The sequence below is a fragment of the Bradyrhizobium sp. CAR08 genome, from assembly GCF_052871955.1.
The window spans coordinates 141,541-163,117 of record NZ_JBIXJX010000010.1; the positions used below are offsets into that span (position 1 = coordinate 141,541).

General features: G+C 64.1%; 18 protein-coding genes and 1 pseudogene. 12 read left to right on the top strand and 7 right to left on the bottom strand.

Features of this window, described 5'->3' with window-relative positions:
• Window positions 1–9: 9 nt before the first annotated feature.
• The gene (locus ACIPUD_RS21870) at window positions 10–645 is read left to right on the top strand and encodes a LysE family translocator (protein WP_085351997.1); all 636 of its coding nucleotides are present in this window, start codon (window positions 10–12) and stop codon (window positions 643–645) included.
• 40 nt (window positions 646–685) lie between these two features.
• Here ACIPUD_RS21870 and ACIPUD_RS21875 read toward each other — a convergent pair whose 3' ends face one another.
• Window positions 686–1,312 (bottom strand): glutathione S-transferase family protein, encoded by a 627-nt coding sequence (locus ACIPUD_RS21875; protein ID WP_446481521.1) that lies wholly within the window; start codon window positions 1,310–1,312, stop codon window positions 686–688.
• Between the two features lie 199 nt (window positions 1,313–1,511).
• Here ACIPUD_RS21875 and pyrE point away from each other — a divergent pair, with 199 nt between their 5' ends.
• Together pyrE and ACIPUD_RS21885 are read left to right on the top strand one after the other, a co-directional pair.
• Window positions 1,512–2,075 carry an orotate phosphoribosyltransferase gene (pyrE, locus tag ACIPUD_RS21880; RefSeq protein ID WP_018460046.1) on the top strand — a complete coding sequence of 188 codons (564 nt, stop codon included), beginning with the start codon at window positions 1,512–1,514 and terminating at the stop codon, window positions 2,073–2,075.
• 273 nt (window positions 2,076–2,348) lie between these two features.
• Entirely contained in the window at window positions 2,349–3,125 is a 777-nt protein-coding gene (locus tag ACIPUD_RS21885) for a DUF2865 domain-containing protein (protein ID WP_083926594.1), read from the top strand.
• A 156-nt stretch (window positions 3,126–3,281) separates the two neighbouring features.
• Here ACIPUD_RS21885 and ACIPUD_RS21890 read toward each other — a convergent pair whose 3' ends face one another.
• Entirely contained in the window at window positions 3,282–3,713 is a 432-nt protein-coding gene (locus tag ACIPUD_RS21890) for a hypothetical protein (RefSeq protein ID WP_018460048.1), read from the bottom strand.
• 189 nt (window positions 3,714–3,902) lie between these two features.
• Between ACIPUD_RS21890 and ACIPUD_RS21895 the strand changes: the two are divergent.
• Window positions 3,903–4,162 (top strand): annotated as a pseudogene (locus ACIPUD_RS21895) (GIY-YIG nuclease family protein); the annotation flags it as partial.
• Window positions 4,163–4,252: 90 nt separating this feature from the next.
• On the opposite strand, the gene ACIPUD_RS21900 reads toward ACIPUD_RS21895, so the two are convergent.
• Window positions 4,253–4,486, bottom strand: coding sequence for a hypothetical protein (locus tag ACIPUD_RS21900; RefSeq protein WP_231189520.1), 234 nt, complete (start codon window positions 4,484–4,486; stop codon window positions 4,253–4,255).
• A 230-nt stretch (window positions 4,487–4,716) separates the two neighbouring features.
• Between ACIPUD_RS21900 and ACIPUD_RS21905 the strand changes: the two genes are divergently transcribed.
• Together ACIPUD_RS21905 and ACIPUD_RS21910 are read left to right on the top strand one after the other, a co-directional pair.
• Window positions 4,717–7,233: a glycogen/starch/alpha-glucan phosphorylase gene (locus ACIPUD_RS21905; RefSeq protein ID WP_446481522.1), complete on the top strand. Its 2,517-nt coding sequence runs from the start codon at window positions 4,717–4,719 to the stop codon at window positions 7,231–7,233.
• 94 nt (window positions 7,234–7,327) lie between these two features.
• Complete coding sequence (locus ACIPUD_RS21910; protein ID WP_085352000.1) at window positions 7,328–8,143, top strand: acyl-CoA thioesterase; 816 nt, start codon at window positions 7,328–7,330, stop codon at window positions 8,141–8,143.
• Between the two features lie 165 nt (window positions 8,144–8,308).
• Here the strand turns inward: ACIPUD_RS21910 and ACIPUD_RS21915 are convergent, their stop codons facing one another.
• The 3 genes from ACIPUD_RS21915 to ACIPUD_RS21925 all read right to left on the bottom strand — a co-directional run bounded on the left by ACIPUD_RS21915 (window position 8,309) and on the right by ACIPUD_RS21925 (window position 13,634).
• A complete protein-coding gene (locus ACIPUD_RS21915; protein ID WP_018460052.1) occupies window positions 8,309–9,925 on the bottom strand; it encodes a phosphoenolpyruvate carboxykinase in 1,617 nt (538 codons plus the stop codon).
• A gap of 301 nt (window positions 9,926–10,226) precedes the next feature.
• Window positions 10,227–12,821: a CHAT domain-containing protein gene (locus ACIPUD_RS21920; RefSeq protein WP_446481523.1), complete on the bottom strand. Its 2,595-nt coding sequence runs from the start codon at window positions 12,819–12,821 to the stop codon at window positions 10,227–10,229.
• Between the two features lie 63 nt (window positions 12,822–12,884).
• Entirely contained in the window at window positions 12,885–13,634 is a 750-nt protein-coding gene (locus ACIPUD_RS21925) for a HugZ family pyridoxamine 5'-phosphate oxidase (protein ID WP_026233934.1), read from the bottom strand.
• 242 nt (window positions 13,635–13,876) lie between these two features.
• Between ACIPUD_RS21925 and ACIPUD_RS21930 the strand changes: the two genes are divergently transcribed.
• From ACIPUD_RS21930 to ACIPUD_RS21950, 5 genes are all read left to right on the top strand, one after another.
• The gene (locus ACIPUD_RS21930) at window positions 13,877–14,578 is read left to right on the top strand and encodes a response regulator transcription factor (protein ID WP_007597749.1); all 702 of its coding nucleotides are present in this window, start codon (window positions 13,877–13,879) and stop codon (window positions 14,576–14,578) included.
• Between the two features lie 116 nt (window positions 14,579–14,694).
• Window positions 14,695–16,500, top strand: coding sequence for a stimulus-sensing domain-containing protein (locus ACIPUD_RS21935; protein WP_446481524.1), 1,806 nt, complete (start codon window positions 14,695–14,697; stop codon window positions 16,498–16,500).
• On the top strand, window positions 16,497–17,021 hold the full coding sequence (locus ACIPUD_RS21940; RefSeq protein ID WP_018460057.1) for an HPr kinase/phosphorylase: 525 nt from the start codon (window positions 16,497–16,499) through the stop codon (window positions 17,019–17,021). The genes ACIPUD_RS21935 and ACIPUD_RS21940 overlap by 4 nt, the downstream gene beginning before the upstream one ends.
• Window positions 17,022–17,154: 133 nt before the next feature.
• Window positions 17,155–17,556 (top strand): PTS sugar transporter subunit IIA, encoded by a 402-nt coding sequence (locus ACIPUD_RS21945; protein WP_007597752.1) that lies wholly within the window; start codon window positions 17,155–17,157, stop codon window positions 17,554–17,556.
• Window positions 17,553–17,870 (top strand): HPr family phosphocarrier protein, encoded by a 318-nt coding sequence (locus ACIPUD_RS21950; RefSeq protein ID WP_018460059.1) that lies wholly within the window; start codon window positions 17,553–17,555, stop codon window positions 17,868–17,870. Before ACIPUD_RS21945 ends, ACIPUD_RS21950 begins: the two co-directional genes overlap by 4 nt.
• A gap of 15 nt (window positions 17,871–17,885) precedes the next feature.
• Here the strand turns inward: ACIPUD_RS21950 and ACIPUD_RS21955 are convergent, their stop codons facing one another.
• Window positions 17,886–19,511: a glycosyltransferase family 39 protein gene (locus ACIPUD_RS21955; protein ID WP_026233935.1), complete on the bottom strand. Its 1,626-nt coding sequence runs from the start codon at window positions 19,509–19,511 to the stop codon at window positions 17,886–17,888.
• Between the two features lie 126 nt (window positions 19,512–19,637).
• Between ACIPUD_RS21955 and lepA the strand changes: the two genes are divergently transcribed.
• Window positions 19,638–21,449 carry a translation elongation factor 4 gene (gene lepA, locus ACIPUD_RS21960; RefSeq protein WP_204513183.1) on the top strand — a complete coding sequence of 604 codons (1,812 nt, stop codon included), beginning with the start codon at window positions 19,638–19,640 and terminating at the stop codon, window positions 21,447–21,449.
• The last annotated feature ends 128 nt before the right edge of the window (window positions 21,450–21,577 follow it).

Genomic DNA, 21,577 nt, shown 5'->3' on the forward strand with positions numbered 1-21,577 from the left:
GGTTCAGCCATGCCCCACGCCTCCGCCCTGCTCGGCTTCGCTCTCGTCTGCCTCGGCCTCGTGCTCACGCCCGGGCCGAACATGATCTACCTGATCTCGCGTTCGATCACGCAAGGGCCTGCGGCGGGCATCGTCTCGCTCGGCGGCGTGGCGCTCGGCTTCGTGTTCTACATGCTGTGCGCGGCATTCGGCATCACGGCGCTGCTGCTCGCCGTTCCCTTCGCCTATGACGCGCTGCGCTTTGCCGGCGCGGGTTATCTGTTGTGGCTGGCCTGGCAGGCAGTGAAGCCGGGCGGGCGCTCGCCGTTCCAGGTGAAGCAGCTTGCGATCGACAGCCCGCGCAAATTGTTCGCGATGGGGTTCGTCACCAATCTGCTCAACCCGAAGATCGCGATGCTTTACCTCGCGCTGCTGCCGCAGTTCATCGATCCCACCGCCGGCAGCGTGCTGGCGCAGTCAGTGGTGCTCGGCGCGATCCAGATCGCGATCAGTGTCAGCGTGAATGCGATGATCGCGCTCGCGGCCGGGTCGATCGCGCTGTTTCTCGCAAGCCGGCCAAGCTGGATGCTGGTCCAGCGTTGGCTGATGGGCACGGTGCTGGCCGGGCTTGCGGTGCGGATGGCGGTGGAAGCGCGGAAGGTGTGATTTTCCCCTCTCCCCGCTTGCGGGGAGAGGGAGAGAAAGATCAATCCAGCTTCGCCTCCATGCCCCGCTTCACCGCCGGGCGGGCCATCAGGGCCTCGTACCAGCGCTTGACGTTGGGAAAGTCGGCCAGGTCAACCTTGTGGCGAGGGTGACGCCAGGCCCAGCCCAGGATGGCAAAATCGGCGATCGAGAGCTCGCCGGCGACGAAATCGCTGGACTCCAGCCGGCGGTCGAGGACGCCGTAGAGCCGTCGCGTCTCGGCCATGTAGCGCTTGAGGCCGTAGGCGCGGTCCTGCTCGTTCTCGAGCGCGATGAAATGGTGCACCTGGCCCGGCATCGGCCCGAAACCGCCCATCTGCCACATCAACCATTCATAAACGGGAATGCGGCCCGAAAGCGATTTCGGCAGAAATTTGCCGGTCTTTTCGCCGAGATACAGCAGGATCGCACCCGACTCGAAGATGCTGACGGGCTTGCCGTCCGGGCCATCAGGATCGACGATCGCGGGGATCTTGTTGTTGGGCGAGAGCGTCAGGAACTCCGGCGCCATCTGTTCGCCCTTGCTGATATTCACCGGGATCACCTTGTAGGGCAGCCCCATCTCCTCCAGCGCGACCGAGATCTTGCGGCCGTTCGGCGTGTTCCAGGTGTGCAGCTCGATGGTCATTTGTCGCGTGTCCTTGCCCAGCCTTCTTGCAGGTTTTCTTGCCCGAGATATCCGGCATCCACCTACCCCAGAACGTTGCACCCCCACAACCGGCCGCCCGGGATGGCCGATCCCTGTTGACGGGGGAAGCCCCCTCTGGAATGTCGAGGCCGTCGCGGATAAATTCCGCCACCTCCAAAAATGCTCCCGAGGGCCCGCCGTGTCTAAATCAGCCTCCCGCGCCCGCCTGTTCGAGATCATCCGCCGGCGCTCCTTCGGCCGCGGCGAGGTGACGCTCGCGTCGGGCCGCAAGAGCGACTTCTACTTCAACCTCAAGCCGACCATGCTCGACCCGGAGGGTGCGACCCTGCTCGCCGAGCTGACCTATGAGGCGCTGAAGGACGACCAGCTCGATTTCATCGGCGGGCTCGAGATGGGCGCGGTGCCGCTGGCCGGCGCGCTGGCGCAGATCTCCTGGATCAAGGGCCATCCCATCGCGGCCTTCTTCGTGCGCAAGAAGCCGAAGGAGCATGGCGCGAAGCTTGCGATCGAGGGGCTGCCCAGGGGCGAGACGCTGGAGGGCAAGCGCGTCGTGATCGTCGAGGATGTCACCACCACCGGCGGCTCGGCGATGAAGGCCGTGGAAGCGGTGCGCGAGACCGGCGCGGAAGTGGTGCTGGTGCTGACCATGGTCGACCGCGAGGAAGGCGCCGACGACACCTTTGGCGCGGCCGGGCTGCCGTTCCGCTCGCTGTACAAGGCGTCGGAGTTCTTGAAGGCTTGAGCGGCTAGACTTTTTCCGCCGTCGTGCCCGGGCTTGACCGGGCATCCACGTCTTTGCCGCACCAGAGATCCTGGATGGCCGGGACAAGCCCGGCCATGGACGAGGTCCACCCGTCCGGCGACACCGCTCCTCCCCCCCTCAACCGCTCATTTACCATCCCGCCTTATGGTGAATCATGTGCTGAGACCTGATGGTCCCGGCCGGTTGGGTAGCGCCGGGTGGAGTAAGCGTTTGCGTACAGTCATGTCCCATGCGCGCCGGTGGCGTCGCGCGATGCTCGTAGCCGCCACATTGGCAGCACCGCTGGTTGCGGCTCCGGCCCCGGTTTCGGCCGAAGGCCTGTTCGACTTCTTCTTCGGCGGAATGCAGCAGCAGCAGCGGCCGCAGCGTGAGGTGCCGCAGCAGCCGAGCTCCTACGCCGATCCATTCACCGGCCAGCAGAACGGCGCAAGTCCGCCATACGTGCCGCCGACACGTTCGGCTGCGGCCGGCGGCTCGGGACCGGCGTTCTGCGTGCGCAGCTGCGACGGCAAATATTTTCCGCTGATGCGCGGTCTCACCTCGCCCGCGCAGATGTGTCAGGCGTTCTGTCCTGCAAGCGCCACCAAGATCTATTTCGGCTCCTCGATCGACGGCGCGGCGTCGCAGACCGGCGAGCGCTATGCCGATAGCGAGAACGCGTTCGCCTATCGCAAGGCGCTGCGCGCCGACTGCACCTGCAACGGCCGCGAGCCGGTCGGCCTTGCTCCGGTCGATCTGGCGCTGGACTCGTCGCTAAAGCCCGGCGACGTGATCGCCACCAGCGACGGTCTCGTCGCCTATACCGGCATCCGCGTCGGCAACGACCAGGCCGCGGACTTCACCCCGGTCGCCTCCTATCCCGGTCTCACCGCGCAGGTCCGCGCACGGCTCGGCGAGATGAAGGTGGCGCCGGTGCGCGCCGACACGGTGGCGGCGGATGCCCCTGCCGCGGAGATCGTGCGCGAGACGCTCCCCGACGTGACGGTGCCGAAAACGCAAAAGCCGGCGAAGCGGGCTGGGCTGGACTAGCTCGGGCTCGTCTGTAGCCAAGCCGTCATTGCGAGCGACTTGTCCGCCGAAGCTCGAAGAGCGAAGGCGGAAGCGAAGCAATCCAGTCTGGCTCCGTGGAGGCACTCTGGATTGCTTCGTCGCAAGAGGCTCCTCGCAATGACGGAGGATGATGGGTCACCGTCCGATGATCACGCCGATCACGTTCGGCGCCGCCAGATATTTCTCCTCGATCGCCGCGCGCGCGGCGGCGCGGTTGTCTGCCGTGAGCAGGCCGCGCTTCTCGGCTAAAATCATCCAGCAAAAACCCCACCAGTCGGTGAGCATGCCTTGGTCGTCGACGAGATCATAACCCTGCTCGGCGGCGAAGATGCGCGCATGCGCTTCGTCAAGCGTGTCGAGGAACAGATGGTCCTGCGCCGAAAACAGATCGTCGCTGACGTCGTCGATGGTGTAGCCCCAGATCGACTGGCACACCGCGTTGAACTCGCGGTCGAACTGGTCGTCGTCGACCGCGTGGCGCCGCGCCGCCTGATGCAGCCGCGACAGCGAGCGCGCGAAATCGGCGATCCTGGTGAGGGCAAATTGATCGAAGGCAATGGTGGACATGTAGTCCTCGCGAAGTCTGGCAGACGCTAGATATGGTGTCGGCAACACGCCGAATCACAATGATATATCAAAGACTTGCTAAAGTGTTCTTAATTTGTTCTGACGGCAAACGTGTTTTGTTGAGAGCGTCGTTCTGGCGAAAGCCAGGACCCATTACCCCGGTCAGCGCTGCCCTTGCGAGCTGAGGCCATGAGCGCAAGCAGCTACTACGTCTACATCCTGGCGAGCCGCCATCACGGGACATTTATCTCGGCGTCACCAACGACATCCGCGCGCGGCTTGAATTGCACCGCTCGGGTCATGGCTCCAAGTTCGTGCACAAGTACAAGATCTTCCGCCTTGTGCACGTCGAAGCATTCTCGACTCCCCAGGAAGCTATCGCGCGCGAGAAGCAACTGAAGTTCTGGAAGCGGGACTGGAAGATCAAGCTGATCGAGGAAGAAAATCCCGGAATGATCGGTCAGGCCTCATCTGACAGGCGGGGTAATGGGTCCTGGCTTCCGCCAGGACGACACCTTCTTCGTTGCACCAGCCCCTGCTCAATTCGCCGCTGACATCAACTTATCCCCGCACGCGCTTGCGTAAAATTTGCCGCCGCATTGGCGCTTGATGGCGGCGCAGCGGGCGGCGGAGGATGCGTTTTGCGGAAGCGTGACGGCGCAGCTCAGGCCGTCGGCGCTGCGGCCGATCTTGCCGGCGGCGAAGGCGGCGCTGGACGCCGTGATGCAGACGACGAGGAAGGTGGCCGCGGCGATTTCGATCAGCCGTCGCATCACAGGTCTCATCAGAGCTTTCATGGGACGTCTCCTCCACACTGATGGCTGAATTGGCCGCCATTCTAGCACCAAATCCACGTTTCCCCGTATGCGTCCGGGTTCCCAAATCGGCCCGTTCCTTGCATAATTTTACGCCAACGCAGTGCACGGTCGCACCAGCAATGGTTCCGGTACAGAGGCAAGATGCGTAGGGTCAGTAGTGTTCTCGCGACCAGGAAGTGACGACTTTGCAAGATTCATCGTTCCAGCCTAATTTTCCCGCCCCCAACCAGCCCATCGACGAACTCGCGCTGGCTGAGATCAAGGGCGCTATCCTGGCGAAGCTGCGCCTTGCCATCGGCAAGGATGCGGGCATGGCGACCAAACACGATTGGTACCAGGCCGCGGCGCTGGCGCTGCGCGACCGCATCGTGCATCGCTGGCTCACGGCCGAGAAGCACAGCTACGATGCAGGGCGCAAGCGCGTCTATTATCTCTCGCTCGAATTCCTGATCGGCCGCCTCTTCAGCGACGCGCTGAACAATATGGGGCTGCTGAAGATCTTCGAAGTCGCGCTCGGCGATCTCGGCGTCTCCTTGCCTGAGCTGCGCAAATGCGAGCCGGATGCAGCGCTCGGCAATGGCGGTCTGGGCCGTCTTGCCGCCTGCTTCATGGAAAGCATGGCGACACTGTCGATCCCCGCGATCGGCTACGGCATCCGTTATGATTACGGCCTGTTTCGCCAGATCATCAATCAGGGCTGGCAGCAGGAATATCCGGACGAATGGCTCGGCTTCGGCAACCCTTGGGAATTGCAGCGGCCCGAGGTGATCTATGACATTCGCTTCGGCGGCGGTGTCGAGCATGTCGACGACAAGGGCCGCGATCGCGCGATCTGGCATCCGTCCGAGACCGTGCAGGCGATGGCCTATGACACGCCGATCGTCGGCTGGCGCGGCCAGCACGTCAATGCGCTGCGGCTGTGGTCGGCGCGCTCGCCCGATCCGTTGAAGCTCGACGCCTTCAACACCGGCGACTATGTCAGCGCCAGCGCCGAGCAGTCGCGCGCGGAAGCGATCTGTAAATTCCTGTATCCGAACGACGAGAGCCCGGCGGGCCGCGAGCTGCGCCTGCGCCAGGAATATTTCTTCGTCTCGGCCTCGCTGCAGGATCTGATCAAGCGGCATCTTGCCTCCGACGGCCAGCTCCGCAGCCTGTCGAGCAAGGTCGCGGTGCAGCTCAACGACACCCATCCGAGCCTGGCCGTCACCGAGCTGATGCGGATCCTGATCGACGACCACAATTTCCGCTGGGACGAGGCCTGGAAGATCACGGTCGCCACGCTGTCCTACACCAACCACACGCTGCTGCCCGAGGCGCTGGAGACCTGGCCGGTCGAGCTGTTCGAACGGCTGTTACCGCGGCATCTCGAGATCATCTACCGCATCAACGTGCAGCATCTCGCGCTCGCTGAGGCGCGCGCCCCCGGCGACATCGACTTCCGCGCCTCGGTCTCGCTGATCGATGAGCGGAGCGGCCGGCGCGTGCGCATGGGCCAGCTCGCCTTCGTCGGCTCGCACCGCATCAACGGCGTCTCGGCGATGCATTCGGACCTGATGCGCGAGACCGTGTTCCACGACCTCAACCATCTCTATCCTGGCCGCATCACCAACAAGACCAACGGCATCACCTTCCGCCGCTGGCTGATGCTGGCGAATCCGAAGCTGACCGATCTGTTGCGCGAGACTTGCGGCGATGCCGTGCTCGACGATCCGACGCAGCTCAGCCTGATCGAGGCCCGCGCCAGCGACGTCGAATTCCAGAAGAAGTTCCGTGCAGTCAAGCTTCACAACAAGACCGCGCTGGCGCGCCTGATCGGCGAGCGGCTCGGCATCAAGGTCGACCCGAACGCGCTGTTCGACGTGCAGATCAAGCGCATCCACGAATACAAGCGCCAGCTTCTCAATGTCATCGAGACGGTCGCGCTGTACCAGTCGATCAAGGACGACCCCAACGGCAACTGGGTGCCGCGGGTGAAGATCTTTGCGGGCAAGGCGGCGGCGAGCTACCGCTACGCCAAGCTGATCATCAAACTCATCAACGATGTTGCGGAAGTCGTCAACGACGATCCCGCCATCGGCGGCAAGCTCAAGGTCGTGTTCCTGCCCGACTACAATGTCAGCCTTGCCGAAGTGATCATTCCCGCTGCCGACCTCTCCGAGCAGATCTCGACAGCCGGCATGGAAGCCTCCGGCACCGGCAACATGAAACTGTCGCTGAACGGCGCCCTCACCATCGGCACGCTCGACGGCGCCAACATCGAGATCCGCGACCATGTCGGCGCGGAGAACATCGCGATCTTCGGCATGGAAGCCGGTGACGTGATGATCCGGCGCAAGCAGGGGCTGGACGCCTCGGACGTGATCCGCAATTCGCCCAAGCTCCAGCGCGCCATCAATGCCATAGGCACCGGCGAGTTCTCGCCCGGCGATCCCGGCCGCTTCGAATCCATCGCGCACGCGCTGCGTTATCTCGACCATTACATGGTCAGCGCCGACTTCGATTCCTATTACGATGCGCAACGTAGCGTCGATGCGCGCTGGCAGGTGGCGCCGGCCTGGACGCGTGCCTCGATCCTCAACGTCGCGCGCATGGCATGGTTCTCCTCCGACCGCACCATCCGCGAATATGCCGAGGAGATCTGGAACGTGCCGGTCAATCCGACCACACCGCTGCTGCCGACCCTGCGCGATGTCGCCGGCTAATTTTCCGCTGCGTGAAATCGGTTACCCACGAGGTAATTGCACAAGCCGGCGGCGGACGTGATATGACGTCCGTCATTGAACGCCGGATCAAGCAATGCACGCCAAGCTCCCGCACCCTTTCGACGACGCCACCCGCGTCACCGCCGGTGACTCGAGCTGGCAGGGACACACCAGCGACGATTACTGGGCCTTTGTCGGCCCGTTCGGCGGCGTCACGGCCGCGACCATTTTGCGCGCGCTGATCGAGCATCCGGAACGTGCCGGCGATCCGCTGGCGCTCACCGTGAATTACTGCGCGCCGATCGCCAAGGGGCCGTTCGATCTCGACGTGCGACTGGTGAAGGCCAACCGCTCCAGCCAGCACTGGAGCGTCGAACTGTCGCAAGGCGGCGGCGAGGTCGCAACCCTCGCCACCGCGGTGTTCGCCGAACGCCGGCCGTCCTGGGACCACAGGGTGGCGCAATATCCGGATGCAAAGCCGTTCGAAGAGACGATGCCGTTCCCAAAGATCGCGGCGTCCTGGGCCAACCAGTATGAATTCCGGTTCGTCGAGGGCGAGATGCGGATCGGCCCGTCCAAGCCCGAACTCGCCAGCACTTACTCAAAGCTCTGGATCAGTGATCGCGAGCCGCGCAAGCTGGACATGCCGTCGCTGATGTCGATGTCGGACGCCTTCTTCGGCCGCATCTTCCACGCGCGGCGCGAGCTGGTGCCGTTCGGCACGGTGTCGCTGACGACGTATTTCCACACTGACAGCGAAGAACTCGCGGCCGAGGACATCACCCGCGTGCTGGCGACCGCAGATTCAAAGATCATGCACAAGAGCTACGCCGACCAGAACGCCGAGCTGTGGTCGCCCCACGGAAGGCTGCTCGCGACGAGCACGCAGATCGCGTATTTCAAGGCGTAGCTGCTTCCGCAAGTTCGTCATTGCGAGCGCGGCGAAGCAATCCAGACTGTTTCCGCGGAGGGATTCTGGATTGCTTCGCTGCGCTCGCAATGACGGTAGAGAGACATCTCGAAAACCAAAAGAGCGGCCTCACGGCCGCCCTTTCGAATTTCAAACGACGCAAGCTTACTCCGCCGCGAGCTTCACGTCCGGTGCAGCGGCGCGGACCTCGGCGTCGACCTGGGCTTCGAACTTGGCAAAGTTCTTCTGGAACATGCCGACCAGCGCGCGGGCGGTCTTGTCGAACTCGTCCTTGTCCTTCCAGGTGTTGACCGGGTTGAGGATCTCGCTCGGCACGCCCGGCAGCGCGGTCGGGACCGCGAAGCCGAAATATTTATCGGTGCGGAATTCGACGTTGCGAAGCGAGCCGTCGAGGGCCGCGGTCAGCAGCGCGCGCGTCACCTTGATCGGCATGCGCGAGCCGGTACCGTACTTGCCGCCGGTCCATCCCGTGTTGACCAGCCAGCAGTCGACATTGTGCTGGGCGATCAGGTCGCGCAGCATGTTGCCGTAGACGGAGGGGTCGAGCGGCAGGAAGGGCGAGCCGAAGCAGGTCGAGAATTCCGGCTGCGGCTCATTGCCGAGACCGCGCTCGGTGCCAGCGACCTTGGCGGTGTAGCCCGACAGGAAGTGATACATTGCCTGCGCCGGCGAGAGCTTGGCGATCGGCGGCAGCACGCCGAAGGCGTCGGCGGCGAGCATCACCACGTTCTTCGGCTGCGGTGCGCGGCCGGTGCGCGAGGCGTTCGGGATGAACTCGAGCGGATAGGCCGAGCGCGTATTCTCGGTCTTGGAGCCGTCGTCGAAATCGACCACGCGGGTGTCTTCGTCCAACACGCAGTTCTCGAGCACCGCGCCGAAGCGGGTCGAGGCGGCATAGATCTCGGGCTCGGCTTCCTGCGACAGCTTGATGCACTTGGCGTAGCAGCCGCCTTCGAAGTTGAAGACGCCGTTCGGGCCCCAGCCGTGCTCGTCATCGCCGATCAGCGTGCGGTTCGGATCGGCTGACAGCGTGGTCTTGCCGGTGCCGGACAGGCCGAAGAAGATCGCCGCATCGCCCTTGGCGCCGACATTGGCCGAGCAATGCATCGGCATCACGCCGCGCTCGGGCAGATAGTAGTTCAGCGTGGTGAAGACCGACTTCTTCATCTCGCCGGCATAGTAAGACCCGCCGATCAGCACGATCTTGCGGGCGAAATCGATCGCGACGACATTCTCCGACTTGCAGCCATGGCGCTTCGGATCGGCGCGGAAGCTCGGCATGTCGATGATGGTGAGCTCGGGCACGAACGCCGAGAGCTCGATCGCCTCGGGACGGATCAGCAGCGTGCGGATGAACAGCGAGTGCCAGGCGAGCTCGGTGAAGACGCGGGTCTTGATGCGATAAGCCGGATCGGCGCCGCCATAGAGGTCCTGTGCGAACAGCGACTTGCCTTCGGCGTGCTTGAGGAAGTCCTGGTAGAGCGTCTCGAACTGCTCTGCGGTGATCGACTGGTTGCCGGCCCACCACATCTTCTTGTCGGTGGTGGCGTCACGCACCGTGAATTTGTCCTTGGGGCTGCGGCCGGTGAACTCGCCGGTGTCGGCGCAGAGCGCGCCATCGGCCGACAGCACCGCCTCGCCCGCGGAGAGCGCGTATTGATAGAGTTGCGGCGCACCGAGGTTCCAGTGAACCTGCTTGAGATTCTTTAAGCCGAATTTGTCGGCGCCGAAGGCACCGTTGCGCACGCCCGTCTCTTGCACGAAAAATCCTCCTAGAACCCACTCAGCGCGATCATGCTTGGCGCCGCCGCGGTCACCGTGATTACAGGCCGTTCGGCCTCGGTTGGAACGACCTAATACTGATGAACGCAGGCGTTGCCAAGCTGATCCCTTCGGATTTGGTTTATTCAAGGACCGCGCCAAACGTCGCGCATGTCAGCTCTGAGCAGGCGCATCAAAAAATCAACAATGATCGCGCAACCAAATGCGCGTTTCGGCGTTTCACAAGGTTATTGCGACGCACAATGCCCAAGACGGTCTCGATGAAAATTCCAAGGCCACCCTATCGTACCGCGCCTTCGCCGATGAGCGCGAAGGGCCCCCATATCGCAGGATAGGCGTTGCGCGGAGACGAGGTGTCGTCAACGTAGGTTAACATCGCGCGGCGCAAGGCTTCGGCACGCCCGATTTGTGGTTCGTTTTTGAGCAGCTCGAAAGTCATCGTGGTCAGGCGGGTGGCAGCTTCCGAATCCACGGCCCAATGCGAGACCAGGAGCGCGCGCGCACCGGCGTAGAAGAACGAGCGCGCCAGTCCCGACAGGGCCTCGGCGCCGGGCTTGTCGCCCGCGATGGTGTTGCAGGCCGACAGCACAACCCAATCCGCATTGAGCTTGAGCTGAGCGACTTCACTCGCGGTGAGTAGACCGTCGTCGAGTTCAGTGGGCTGATCGGGAATGGAGAGCGCGAGCGAGGGCTCACCCAGTCCCTTGATGTCGCCGGCAACGAGGCCGTGGGTGGCAAAGTAGATGATGCCGTATTGAGCAAGCGCTGCACGCTTGAGCGTCGTCTCGCTGGCGTCGCGGCCGAGATGAATGTCGGCCTCGGAAGCCCCGACATCCCTGGCCACCGCGTTCAACTCATCGGCGGTGTCGGGCAGTTGCGGCAGCGCCTGCGCAAGCCGCGCGCGATCGACGCCGGCACCGCGCCAGAAATCACTATAGGCGATGGTCGCGATGCTGCGCGCGGCGACCTTGCCGTTCGCGGCGCGCCGCTCGGCGGGCCCTTCCAGTGCAGGATTGAACACGGGATCGCCGAAGCCGGTCATCGGCTTCACGCTTTGATCCCGACGCGCGAAGGCCCGCAGCGATTTCAGACTGCCCACCGACGGCAGCACCGAGACGGCCTGGCGCCGCAGCAGCCAGGCGGCGCCGCGATAGCCTTCGAGCGTGTCCGGGATCGCAGCCTGCGGCTTCTCCGTGACGAGCAGATGAAACGGCAATGCGGTCAGCGCAGCCGACGGCACCACCAGCAGGCTGTGCTTGTGCTTTGTCAACGCCTCGACCGGACCGAGCAGCGCGACATGGAGCTCGTTGGCGAGCGCCAGATCGAACAATCCGGATTTGCCGGAGGCGTCGCGCGCTTTGCCGACGTCGAGTCCCTTGCGGAATGCCGTCACCTTCTGCGTCAGCGCATCCGCGCCGAGTGGGATGGCCTTCCAGTCGACGCCCTCGCGCGTGATCGCGATGACATAGCTCTGCTTGTCGACGACGGAATAGAGCACCATCGCCTCGTCGGCCGACAGCAGCAGCCGGATGTCCTTTGCCGTCAACGGCAGCGGATTGGAGAGTGACGCGTAGTCGGGAAACTCGACCGCGAGCGTCTTCTGCAAGCCCGCACGCTCGTTGGCAATCATTGCAATCCGCGCGCGGCTGCGCTGTTCGGTTGCGAGATCGCGCTGCGCGGATTGCTTCGACACTGCGGCAACGATCGCCTTGTCGAGTGCCTCTGACTCAGCCGCGAGATCCTGATCCCGGCGCACCAGCTCGGCGAGCCGGTCGCTGCCGGCGGCAAGCCGAACCGCGAGCTTGTTCACGGCGGATGCGGCGGAGGATTGCGTGCCGCGCTGGATCGCGGCGAGGGCCTCGTCGAGCGCCTTGTCGCCGGACAGCAGATCTTGTTGGCGCGCGGCGAACAGGACCGGCAAGACGATGCGCAACTGGGCGCGATCGCCCCGAAGAGTCCTTTCCGCGAACGGCAATGCGTCCGCGGCGCGCCCGGCCACGTAGAGGAAATAAGCCAGATTGCCGGTCGAGGTCATGACCTCGGGATGATCGGGCCCGAGTGCATTTTCGCGGATGACCAGCGCGCGACGATAGAGCGGCTCGGCGTCACCGTAGCGCTGCTGGTGCTCGTAGAGGCCGGCGAGATTGTTCAGCGAGCGGGCGACGTCGGGATGATCCGGTCCCAGCACCTTATCCCGGATCGCGAGCGAGCGCTTGATCGGCGCTTCCGCGTCCGCATCGCGATTGAGATCGCGATAGACCTGGCCGAGATTGTTCAGGACGGTGGCCACCGCCGGATGCTCGGAGCCGCCAGCCTTCTGGTAGATCGCGAGCGCCCGCTGAAACAGCGGCTCGGCTTCGGCATAGTGCTGCTGCTTCACATAGAGCGTGGCGAGATTATTGAGTGACTGGCCGACATCGGGATGCTCGCGCGACAATCCCTTCTCGCGAACGGCGAGCGCGCGCTTGAACAGCGGCTCAGCCTCGGCGTAGCGGCTCTGCCGCTGGTAGAGCGCGGCGAGGTTGCTCAGTTCGGCTCCGATCAACGGGGTTTCGAGACCGAGCGACTTTTCCATCAGCATGATGGCGCGCTTGTAGAGCGGCTCCGCCAGATCGTCGTGGCCCTGACCGGCATGAACCTGGCCGAGGTTGTTCAGCGCGGCGGCGAGTTCGCGACCTGTGTCGCTCTTCTCCAGGTTCGCGACCATACCTTGCGCCAAAGGCAGTGCTTCCGAATATCTGCCGGCGCTCATGAGGGTGTTGATCCGCGCGCTCTCCGCGGCGAGACCTTTCTGGGCGACGCTAGGCGTGACAAGCGATGCGGTGATCGCGAGCGTCAAACCCGCAACCAGCGTCCGTCTATTCCATTCTGTCATGACGCTCTCGCCGCCGCCTTCTGACCGGTAACGAACTTGGGTCGCGGCGATGGGCAGCAGCGTTCAATGTGTTGCGCTCTGGTTCATCCTGGTGCGCGCTTCGCCGGCGAGGCGAACCAGCATCTTGCGCAGCGCCGTGCCATCAGCCACCCGCTCCGGAAAATCCAGCCGCAAGACGGTCTGGCCGTCCTGCATGTCGAGGCCCTCCGGGTCGCAGCCGGTGCAGCGCCAGTCGCCCGCGGCAGCACCGAGCAGTTTTGTTGCATAGAGGCCCATGGCCTCGCGGTGGTCGGCATTCATGTGCTCCACCGCGCCCTCCTCCGCCGTCAGCAAGTCCTCGGCCCCCGTGAGGTCGGTCAGGAATTGCTCCGGCTTGAGGTCGACGATCCGGCCGAAGCCGGCGACCAGATGGGTTCCCGTAGGCCGGATCCGAAAGAAAGAGAAATCTTTAAAGGAAACAAAGGCTCCCGCTGAGGGATGAGCATTGAGATACCGTCGCCGGAGCAGATCCTTGTCGGCATCGGCCGGCTCGGCATGGCCGGACAGCATGATCCGGGCACCTTCCAGTGGATCGCCCGCCGCCCGCTCGTCCAGCATCAAGGACACCCGGCTGTCGGCCAGGATGTTCCTGGTGTGCACGGCCAATCCTGAGATCAGCAGGATCGGAGAGCCATCCGGATGGCTCGCCAGATTGACCAGGGAACAATAAGGATCGCCGCTGCCGGCCATCAATGTCGCCAAGGCCCCCTGCCGTGACCGCCGCAGCAGCGATTTGGCGAGCTTTCCGGGGTCGAAGTCGGGGGTCGGTTGCATCGGCTTTCTCGGGTCAGGTGGTTGCATGGAGGGCCTTTTTTCGGGTAAACCGGGGCCCGGTTATGGGTCGAGATGCGGCGAATCTGCCGTGTTTCGTGGAACTTGGTCACACTTCAGCCTAGCTTGCATTGCTCGGTGACAAGGTTCGAATGCCAACATCGGCACCCATGTATGCGGCGCATCAGTGGATTGCTCGCCGTTTTCAAGCCACGACCCAAACGGAAAGCAGAAAGCAGAGGCTCATGCCCACAATCGCTTTGGTCGACGACGACCGCAACATTCTCACATCCGTCTCGATCGCGCTGGAGGCCGAAGGCTATCGCATCATGACCTATACCGACGGCGCCTCAGCGCTCGACGGTTTCCGCACCACCCAGCCCGATCTTGCCATCCTCGACATCAAGATGCCGCGCATGGACGGCATGGAGACGTTGCGCCGGCTGCGGCAGAAATCCGACCTGCCGGTGATCTTCCTGACCTCGAAGGACGAAGAGATCGACGAGCTGTTCGGCCTCAAGATGGGCGCCGACGACTTCATCCGCAAACCGTTCTCGCAGCGCCTGCTGGTCGAGCGCGTCAAGGCGGTGCTGCGCCGTTCGGCGCCGAAGGACCCGACCGTCACGCCGAAGGAGAACGACGCCAAGGCGCTCGACCGCGGCCTGCTGCGCATGGATCCTGAACGGCACACCTGCACCTGGAAAAACGAGCCGGTGACGCTGACCGTCACCGAATTCCTGATCCTGCAGGCGCTCGCGACCCGGCCCGGCGTGGTGAAGAGCCGCAACGCGCTGATGGACGCCGCCTATGACGACCAGGTCTATGTCGACGACCGCACCATCGACAGCCACATCAAGCGGCTGCGCAAGAAGTTCAAGGTGGTCGACAACGAGTTCGAGATGATCGAGACGCTCTACGGCGTCGGCTACCGCTTCAAGGAAGCCTGAGGCGCACGCGCCTCCACGAAAGACCGAGAGCATCGCCGGTTCTGATTCCATCGGGACCGGGATGGCTCTAGGATGCGGGGACCTTCGCACGAGCTGTCCTAACGCGGGCGTGAGCATTGCTTGACCGAACGCAGCCTGACGAGAACCAGAACGCCGAGGACGTCACCGCCCACGGCGCTCCGGATCAATTGGCTGAGGACAAGCCGGCCGTGCGGGGCTGGCGTCCGCTGAACTGGCTGAAGCGGGCCGGGCAGTTCTTCTTCGCGCTGTCCTTCTCGAGCCTGACCCGCCGCATCGTCTCGCTCAACCTCGCCGGCCTGGTCGCGCTGGTGGCGAGCATCCTCTATCTGTCGCAATTCCGCGCCGGCCTGATCGACGCGCGCGCGCAGAGCCTGCTGGTGCAGGCGGAAATCATCGCCGGCGCGATCGCGGCGTCCGCGACGGTGCAGACCAACGCCATCACCATCGACCCCGACCGGTTGCTCGACCTCAAGCCGGGCGAGACCTATGGCGGCTCGGACGAGTATTCCCCGCTGGATTTTCCGATCAATCCGGAGCGCGTGGCACCGGTGCTGCGCACGCTGATCTCGCCGACCAAGACGCGCGCCCGCATCTACGACCCGAACGGCAGCCTGCTGGTCGATAGCCGCAGCCTCGATACCGTGGTGCGCTTCCCCCTGCCGTCAGTGTCCGCCGAGAAGCCTGGCATGGTCGAACGCGGCATGGTCGCGGTCCGTACTTGGCTCAATCGCGGCGACCTGCCGCTCTATCGCGAGCTCGGCCCCGAGAACGGCAATGGCTATGCGGAGGTCGGCGACGCGCTCCAGGGCCAGAAGCGCTCGATGGTGCGGGTCAATGCGCGCGGCGAGGTGATCGTCTCTGTCGCGGTCCCCGTGCTGCGCTCGCGCGCCATCCATGGCGCGCTGATGCTGTCGACGCAGGGCGACGACATCGACCAGATGGTCACCGCCGAGCGCCTCGCCATCCTCAAAGTGGGCGGCGTCGCCGCCGCGGTCATGATCATGCTGTCGCTGCTGCTCGCCAGCACGATCGCAGGTCCGGTCCGCCGGCTCGCCGATAGCGCCGAGCTGATCCGCCGCCGGATCAGGACCCGCGTCGAAATTCCCGACTTCACCCGTCGTCGCGACGAGATCGGCCATCTCTCCGGTGCGCTGCGCGACATGACCAGTGCACTCTACAGCCGCATCGAAGCGATCGAGATGTTCGCCGCCGACGTCGCGCACGAATTGAAGAACCCGTTGACCTCGTTGCGCTCCGCGGTCGAGACGTTGCCGCTGGCGCGCAACGAGAACAGCCGCGCGCGCCTGCTCGAGGTGATCGAGCATGACGTCAAGCGGCTCGACCGGCTGATCTCGGACATCTCCGACGCCAGCCGTCTCGATGCAGAACTGCAGCGCCAGGATGCGATTCCGGTCGACCTGCGCCGCCTGCTGACGACGCTCGTCTCCGTCGCCAATGAAACCAAGCTCGGCCATGACGTCGCGGTCGAAATGCGTTTCGAGGGCCGCAGCCCGACCGACAATTTCGCCGTGACCGGCCACGATTCGCGGCTAGGACAAGTGGTCTCCAACCTGCTCTCGAACGCACAGTCCTTCTCCGAGCCCGGCAACAAGGTGCGCCTCACCTGCCGCCGCGTACGCGGAGAGATCGAGATCGTGGTCGACGACGACGGCCCCGGAATCCGCGACGACGCGCTGGAGCGCATCTTCGAGCGCTTCTACACCGACCGCCCTCATCAGGGCTTTGGCCAGAACTCCGGCCTCGGCCTGTCGATCTCCAAGCAGATCGTCGACGCGCATGGCGGACGCATCTGGGCCGAGAACCGCCTCGGCCCGGCGGACGAGGACGGCGCGCCCAGTGTTGTCGGCGCGCGTTTCGTGGTGAGGCTGCCGGCGCTATGAGCGACGGTGGGCCCAGCGTTCACGCCTCGGCGGTCAAGGTTGGAGATCTGGCGGTGCTGATCCGCGGGCCCTCGGGCTCCGGCAAGTCGCGCCTTGCCTTCGATTTGATCATGGCAGGACGCAGCGGCGTGCTCGAAACGGCCGTTCTGGTCGGTGATGACCGTGTCCATCTGGCGACAGTCGGCCGCGAAATTGAGGTCCGCCCCGCCCCGGTTCTGGCCGGCCTGATCGAGATCCGGGGGCTGGGAATCCGCCGCTGCGACTTTGTGGAGCATGCGACCGTCGGCCTCGTGGTCGATCTGGACGCCGCGGATGCGGAGCGGCTGCCGCCGGCCCAATCCCTGAAAACAGCCATTTTAGGTGTCGAAATACCACGAATCCCAGTCGGCCGCGACTATTTGCCCCTTCCTCTGGTTGTCGCGGCCTTGACCACTACCAAGAGTTCATCTCCCGTTAACCCTTCAGGCGATTGTTTGAAGGGAAATGGTAACCATATGAACCCCACACTCGCGACCGAATAGACCGGCGCAGCTCCCCTTATCCATCCGTCTAGATTCAGGGAGATACGCAACATCCCCTCTTGCGCGGGGGCTCTGGATGGTCAAAGTGGCGCGTTCGTGCGGTGCACCAAAAGCGCCCGCGAGGAGTTTTCCGATGATTGGTCTAGTACTTGTGACCCACGGGCGCCTTGCCGACGAATTCAAGGCAGCGCTTGAACATGTCATGGGCCCACAAAAGCAAATCGAAGCGATCACGATCGGCGCCGAAGATGATTCCGATCTCTGTCGAAGCGACATTATCGAGGCGGTTAACCGCGTCGATTCCGGCGACGGCGTCGCGATCCTCACGGACATGTTCGGCGGCACGCCGTCCAATTTGGCAATATCCTGCATGAGCCGGCCGAAGGTCGAAGTGCTCGCGGGCATCAACCTTCCCATGCTGGTGAAGCTCGCCAAGGTGCGCGAGGAGCGTCCGCTCCCCGACGCGATCGCGATGGCCCAGGAAGCCGGCCGCAAATACGTCACCATCGCCAGCCGCGTCCTCGCCGGCAAATGAGCGACGAGGCGCCGCAAGCCGGGACGGGCGTGCCCGCGGGCGCGATCTCCAAGGACCTCCTGATCATCAACAAGCGCGGCCTGCACGCGCGGGCCTCCGCCAAGTTCGTCCAGGCCGTCGAGCGTTTCAGCGCGCAGGTCTGGGTGACGCGCGGCGGCGAAACCGTCGGCGGCACCTCGATCATGGGCCTGATGATGCTCGCCGCCGGTCCCGGCACCACCATCACGGTCGCTGCGTCCGGCGATGATGCCGAAGCCGCGCTCGCGGCGATCACCGAACTCGTTGAAAGCAAATTCAACGAGGAAGGGATTTAGGCGGATTCGCTTCGATCAATTCCCCGGCGGCGCGATGTAGATGTTCCAGCTCATCGACGGACCGGCTTTGCCGTGAGTGAAACGGCGCGTCGTCATTACGATGCGCTCGGCCTTCGGCGCAACTTCGGACACCCATTTTTCGAACGCCGGCAGGCGACCATCGGCCGGGTCGAACACGCCGATGAAGCCGTATCGCTTGACGTCATCGGGCGAAATCAATCCGGACCCCCAGGCCTCTAGCGGCGTGAACGCGGCCGGATGATCCGGGCTGTAGAACACCATCGGCTGGATCGATTCCATGGTGCCGGCGACGACCGCCCAGTGCGAGGCGAAGCGCGCGTGCCAAGCCTGCGTCAGCTCGCGCGCGAGATCCGAGCGCGCGCCGTAAGTCGCCGTATTGCCGGCATTGGCCGCCATCTCGCGGGCGGCGATCCAGGGCGAGGCAATGAGCGTGGCAACGCTGAGCACGAGCCAGATCGCGACAATGTTGAACAGCGCAGCGCTCTGCACCCGCAACGCCGGGATCGCGACCAGCGCCAAGGGCACCAGGAAGAACAGCGAGATGCCCCAATCGGTCTTCATGTAGATGCTGAAGGCCAGCGCACCGAGCGCGGGGCCGACCGCGACGATGATCTGAATGAGCCAGACGTTGCGCGCCTGCGAAAGGTTCACGCTGGAATTCGCGCCGCGCGCCCAGTCCCGCGTGACGATGCGCAAGGGCGCACGCAGGAGCAGCCTGAACCAAGGTGGCACCAGCGCCATCGCCAGCGCGGCCAGCGCCACCGGCAATGCCAGCAGCGCGACATTATGCAGGGCATAGCCGGTCACGAGCTGATGCACCTGGCCGCTGTCCTCGAGGCTGTAGGTATCGCCGGCATAGGTCAGCGGCACGAAATGCGCGTCCGCCAGCCACACGATGTGCGGGATCATCGCCACCACCATCGTCGCGATCGCAACCCACGGTGCCGGCGACGACAGGAATCTCATTCGCTCCGGATGGATCAGCGCGGCAAGCCCGATGGCGCCGATCATGGTCAGCACCCAGTATTTGGTCATCAGCGCCAGCGCGCCGGCAAGGCCGAGCAACACTCCGGACTGCCAGCTCCGCTTCTCGAACGCATTGAGATAAGCGAGCACGAGGAGCGGCAAGGTGACGAGCTGGAGCAGGTCGGGATTGTACTTGAAACCCTTGAAATTGAAGATCGGGTAGAGCGCGACCATCACCACGACCAGGAACGCGCGCCGCGCATCCACGACGCGCAGCGCGATGAGCCAGCAGATCACCATACCGGTGCCGACGGTCGCCATCGCCAGCGCATAGGTCGCCCAGTCCGTCGGCGGGAACACTGTGAACCAGAGGCCGGCGACCCAGCCCGACAGCGGCGGGTGCTTGCCATAGCCCCAGAGGAATTTCTGCCCCCAGCCCCAGGCTTCCGCGACGTCCATGTGAACGTCCTGCGCTGCCTTGAGATTGATCAGGATGAAGGTCCAGAGCACCGCATGCAGGATGGCGAGCTGGATCACCAGCCAGAGGCGCGCCTCGGGGCGGGTCGCGCTGGCAACCAGCCAGGCGCGAAAGCGGGCATAGCTCACCCGGGTCTTCGCGCGCGCTCGGGCAGACGGGATCGAGGTCGTCGTCATGGGCCTGGACATCAGGCGTTGCGTAGCGCGTTTCGGGCCTTCGTGGAATCAGCTTGGCGTGAACAAAGGCCCTGAAAATACAGCAATATGGTTGCCGCACGGGGATGTGAGTGGTATCCCGCGCCCATGACGACCGTCCCCATTTCCAACATCCGCAATTTCTCCATCGTCGCCCATATCGACCATGGCAAATCGACGCTGGCCGACCGCCTGATCCAGATGACCGGCGGCCTCACCGACCGGGAAATGGCGGGCAAGGAGCAGGTGCTCGATTCCATGGACATCGAGCGCGAGCGCGGCATCACCATCAAGGCGCAGACGGTTCGCCTCGCCTACCGCGCCAAGGACGGCAAGGATTACATCTTCAACCTGATGGATACGCCCGGCCATGTCGACTTCGCCTACGAAGTTTCGCGGTCGCTGGCGGCCTGCGAGGGTTCCCTGCTGGTGGTCGACGCCAGCCAGGGCGTCGAGGCGCAGACGCTCGCCAACGTCTACCACGCGCTCGATGCGGGGCATGAGATCGTTCCGGTCCTGAACAAGGTCGATCTTCCCGCCGCAGAGCCGGAGAAGGTCAAGCAACAGATCGAGGACGTCATCGGCATCGACGCGTCCGAGTCCGTGATGATCTCGGCCAAGACCGGTCTCGGCGTGCCCGACGTGCTGGAAGCGATCGTCACCCGCCTGCCGCCGCCGAAGGGCGACCGCGAAGCGACCCTGAAGGCGCTGCTGGTCGACAGCTGGTACGACGTCTATCTGGGCGTGGTGGTGCTGATCCGCGTCGTCGACGGCGTCATGAAGAAGGGCAGCCGGGTCCGCATGATGGGCACGGGCGCGGCCTATGACATCGAGCGCGTCGGCTTCTTTACCCCGAAGATGACGCAGGTCGACGAGCTCGGCCCCGGCGAGATCGGCTTCATCACCGCCGCGATCAAGGAAGTGGCCGACACCCGTGTCGGCGATACCATCACCGACGACAGGAAGCCGGTCACCGAGATGCTGGCGGGCTTCAAGCCGGCCATTCCCGTGGTGTTCTGCGGCCTGTTCCCCGCCGACGCCGACGACTTCGAGACCTTGCGCGCGGCGATGGGCAAGCTACGCCTCAACGATGCCAGCTTCTCCTACGAGATGGAGACCTCGGCCGCACTCGGCTTCGGCTTCCGCTGCGGCTTCCTCGGGCTGTTGCACCTGGAGATCATCCAGGAGCGTCTGTCGCGCGAATTCGATCTCAACCTGATCGCGACCGCGCCGAGCGTGATCTACAAGATGAGCCTGACCGACGGACAGGAAATCTCGATTCACAATCCTGTCGACATGCCGGACGTGGTCAAGATCGCGGAGATCCAGGAGCCCTGGATCGAGGCCACGATCCTCACCCCCGACGAATATCTCGGCAGCGTGCTGAAGCTGTGCCAGGACCGCCGCGGCTCGCAGAAGGAGCTGACCTATGTCGGCTCCCGCGCGATGGTGAAATACGATCTGCCGCTCAACGAGGTCGTGTTCGACTTCTACGACCGCCTGAAGTCGGTCTCCAAGGGCTACGCCTCGTTCGACTATCATCTCACCGACTACAAGCCGGCCGATCTCGTCAAGATGCAGATCCTGGTCAACAACGAGCCGGTCGACGCACTCTCGATGCTGGTGCATCGCACCCGCGCCGAAGGCCGCGGCCGCGCCATGGTCGAGAAGATGAAGGATTTGATCCCGCCGCACATGTTCCAGATCCCGATCCAGGCGGCGATCGGCGGCAAGGTGATCGCGCGCGAGACGGTGCGCGCGCTGCGCAAGGACGTCACCGCAAAGTGCTACGGCGGCGACATCACGCGTAAGCGCAAACTTCTGGAGAAGCAGAAGGAAGGCAAGAAGAAGATGCGGCAGTTCGGCAAGGTCGACATCCCGCAGGAAGCCTTCATCGCCGCGCTGAAGGTGGACAGCTGAGGCGACGGCTTTAGGCCGCCGCGAGCGCGGCGAGACAGGTCCGGTCCGCGCTTTTCGGGACCGAAAACAAAAAACGCGAAAACAACCCCATGCACAGTAGCGAGGGGCTTGTTCGGATTGAATTTTTG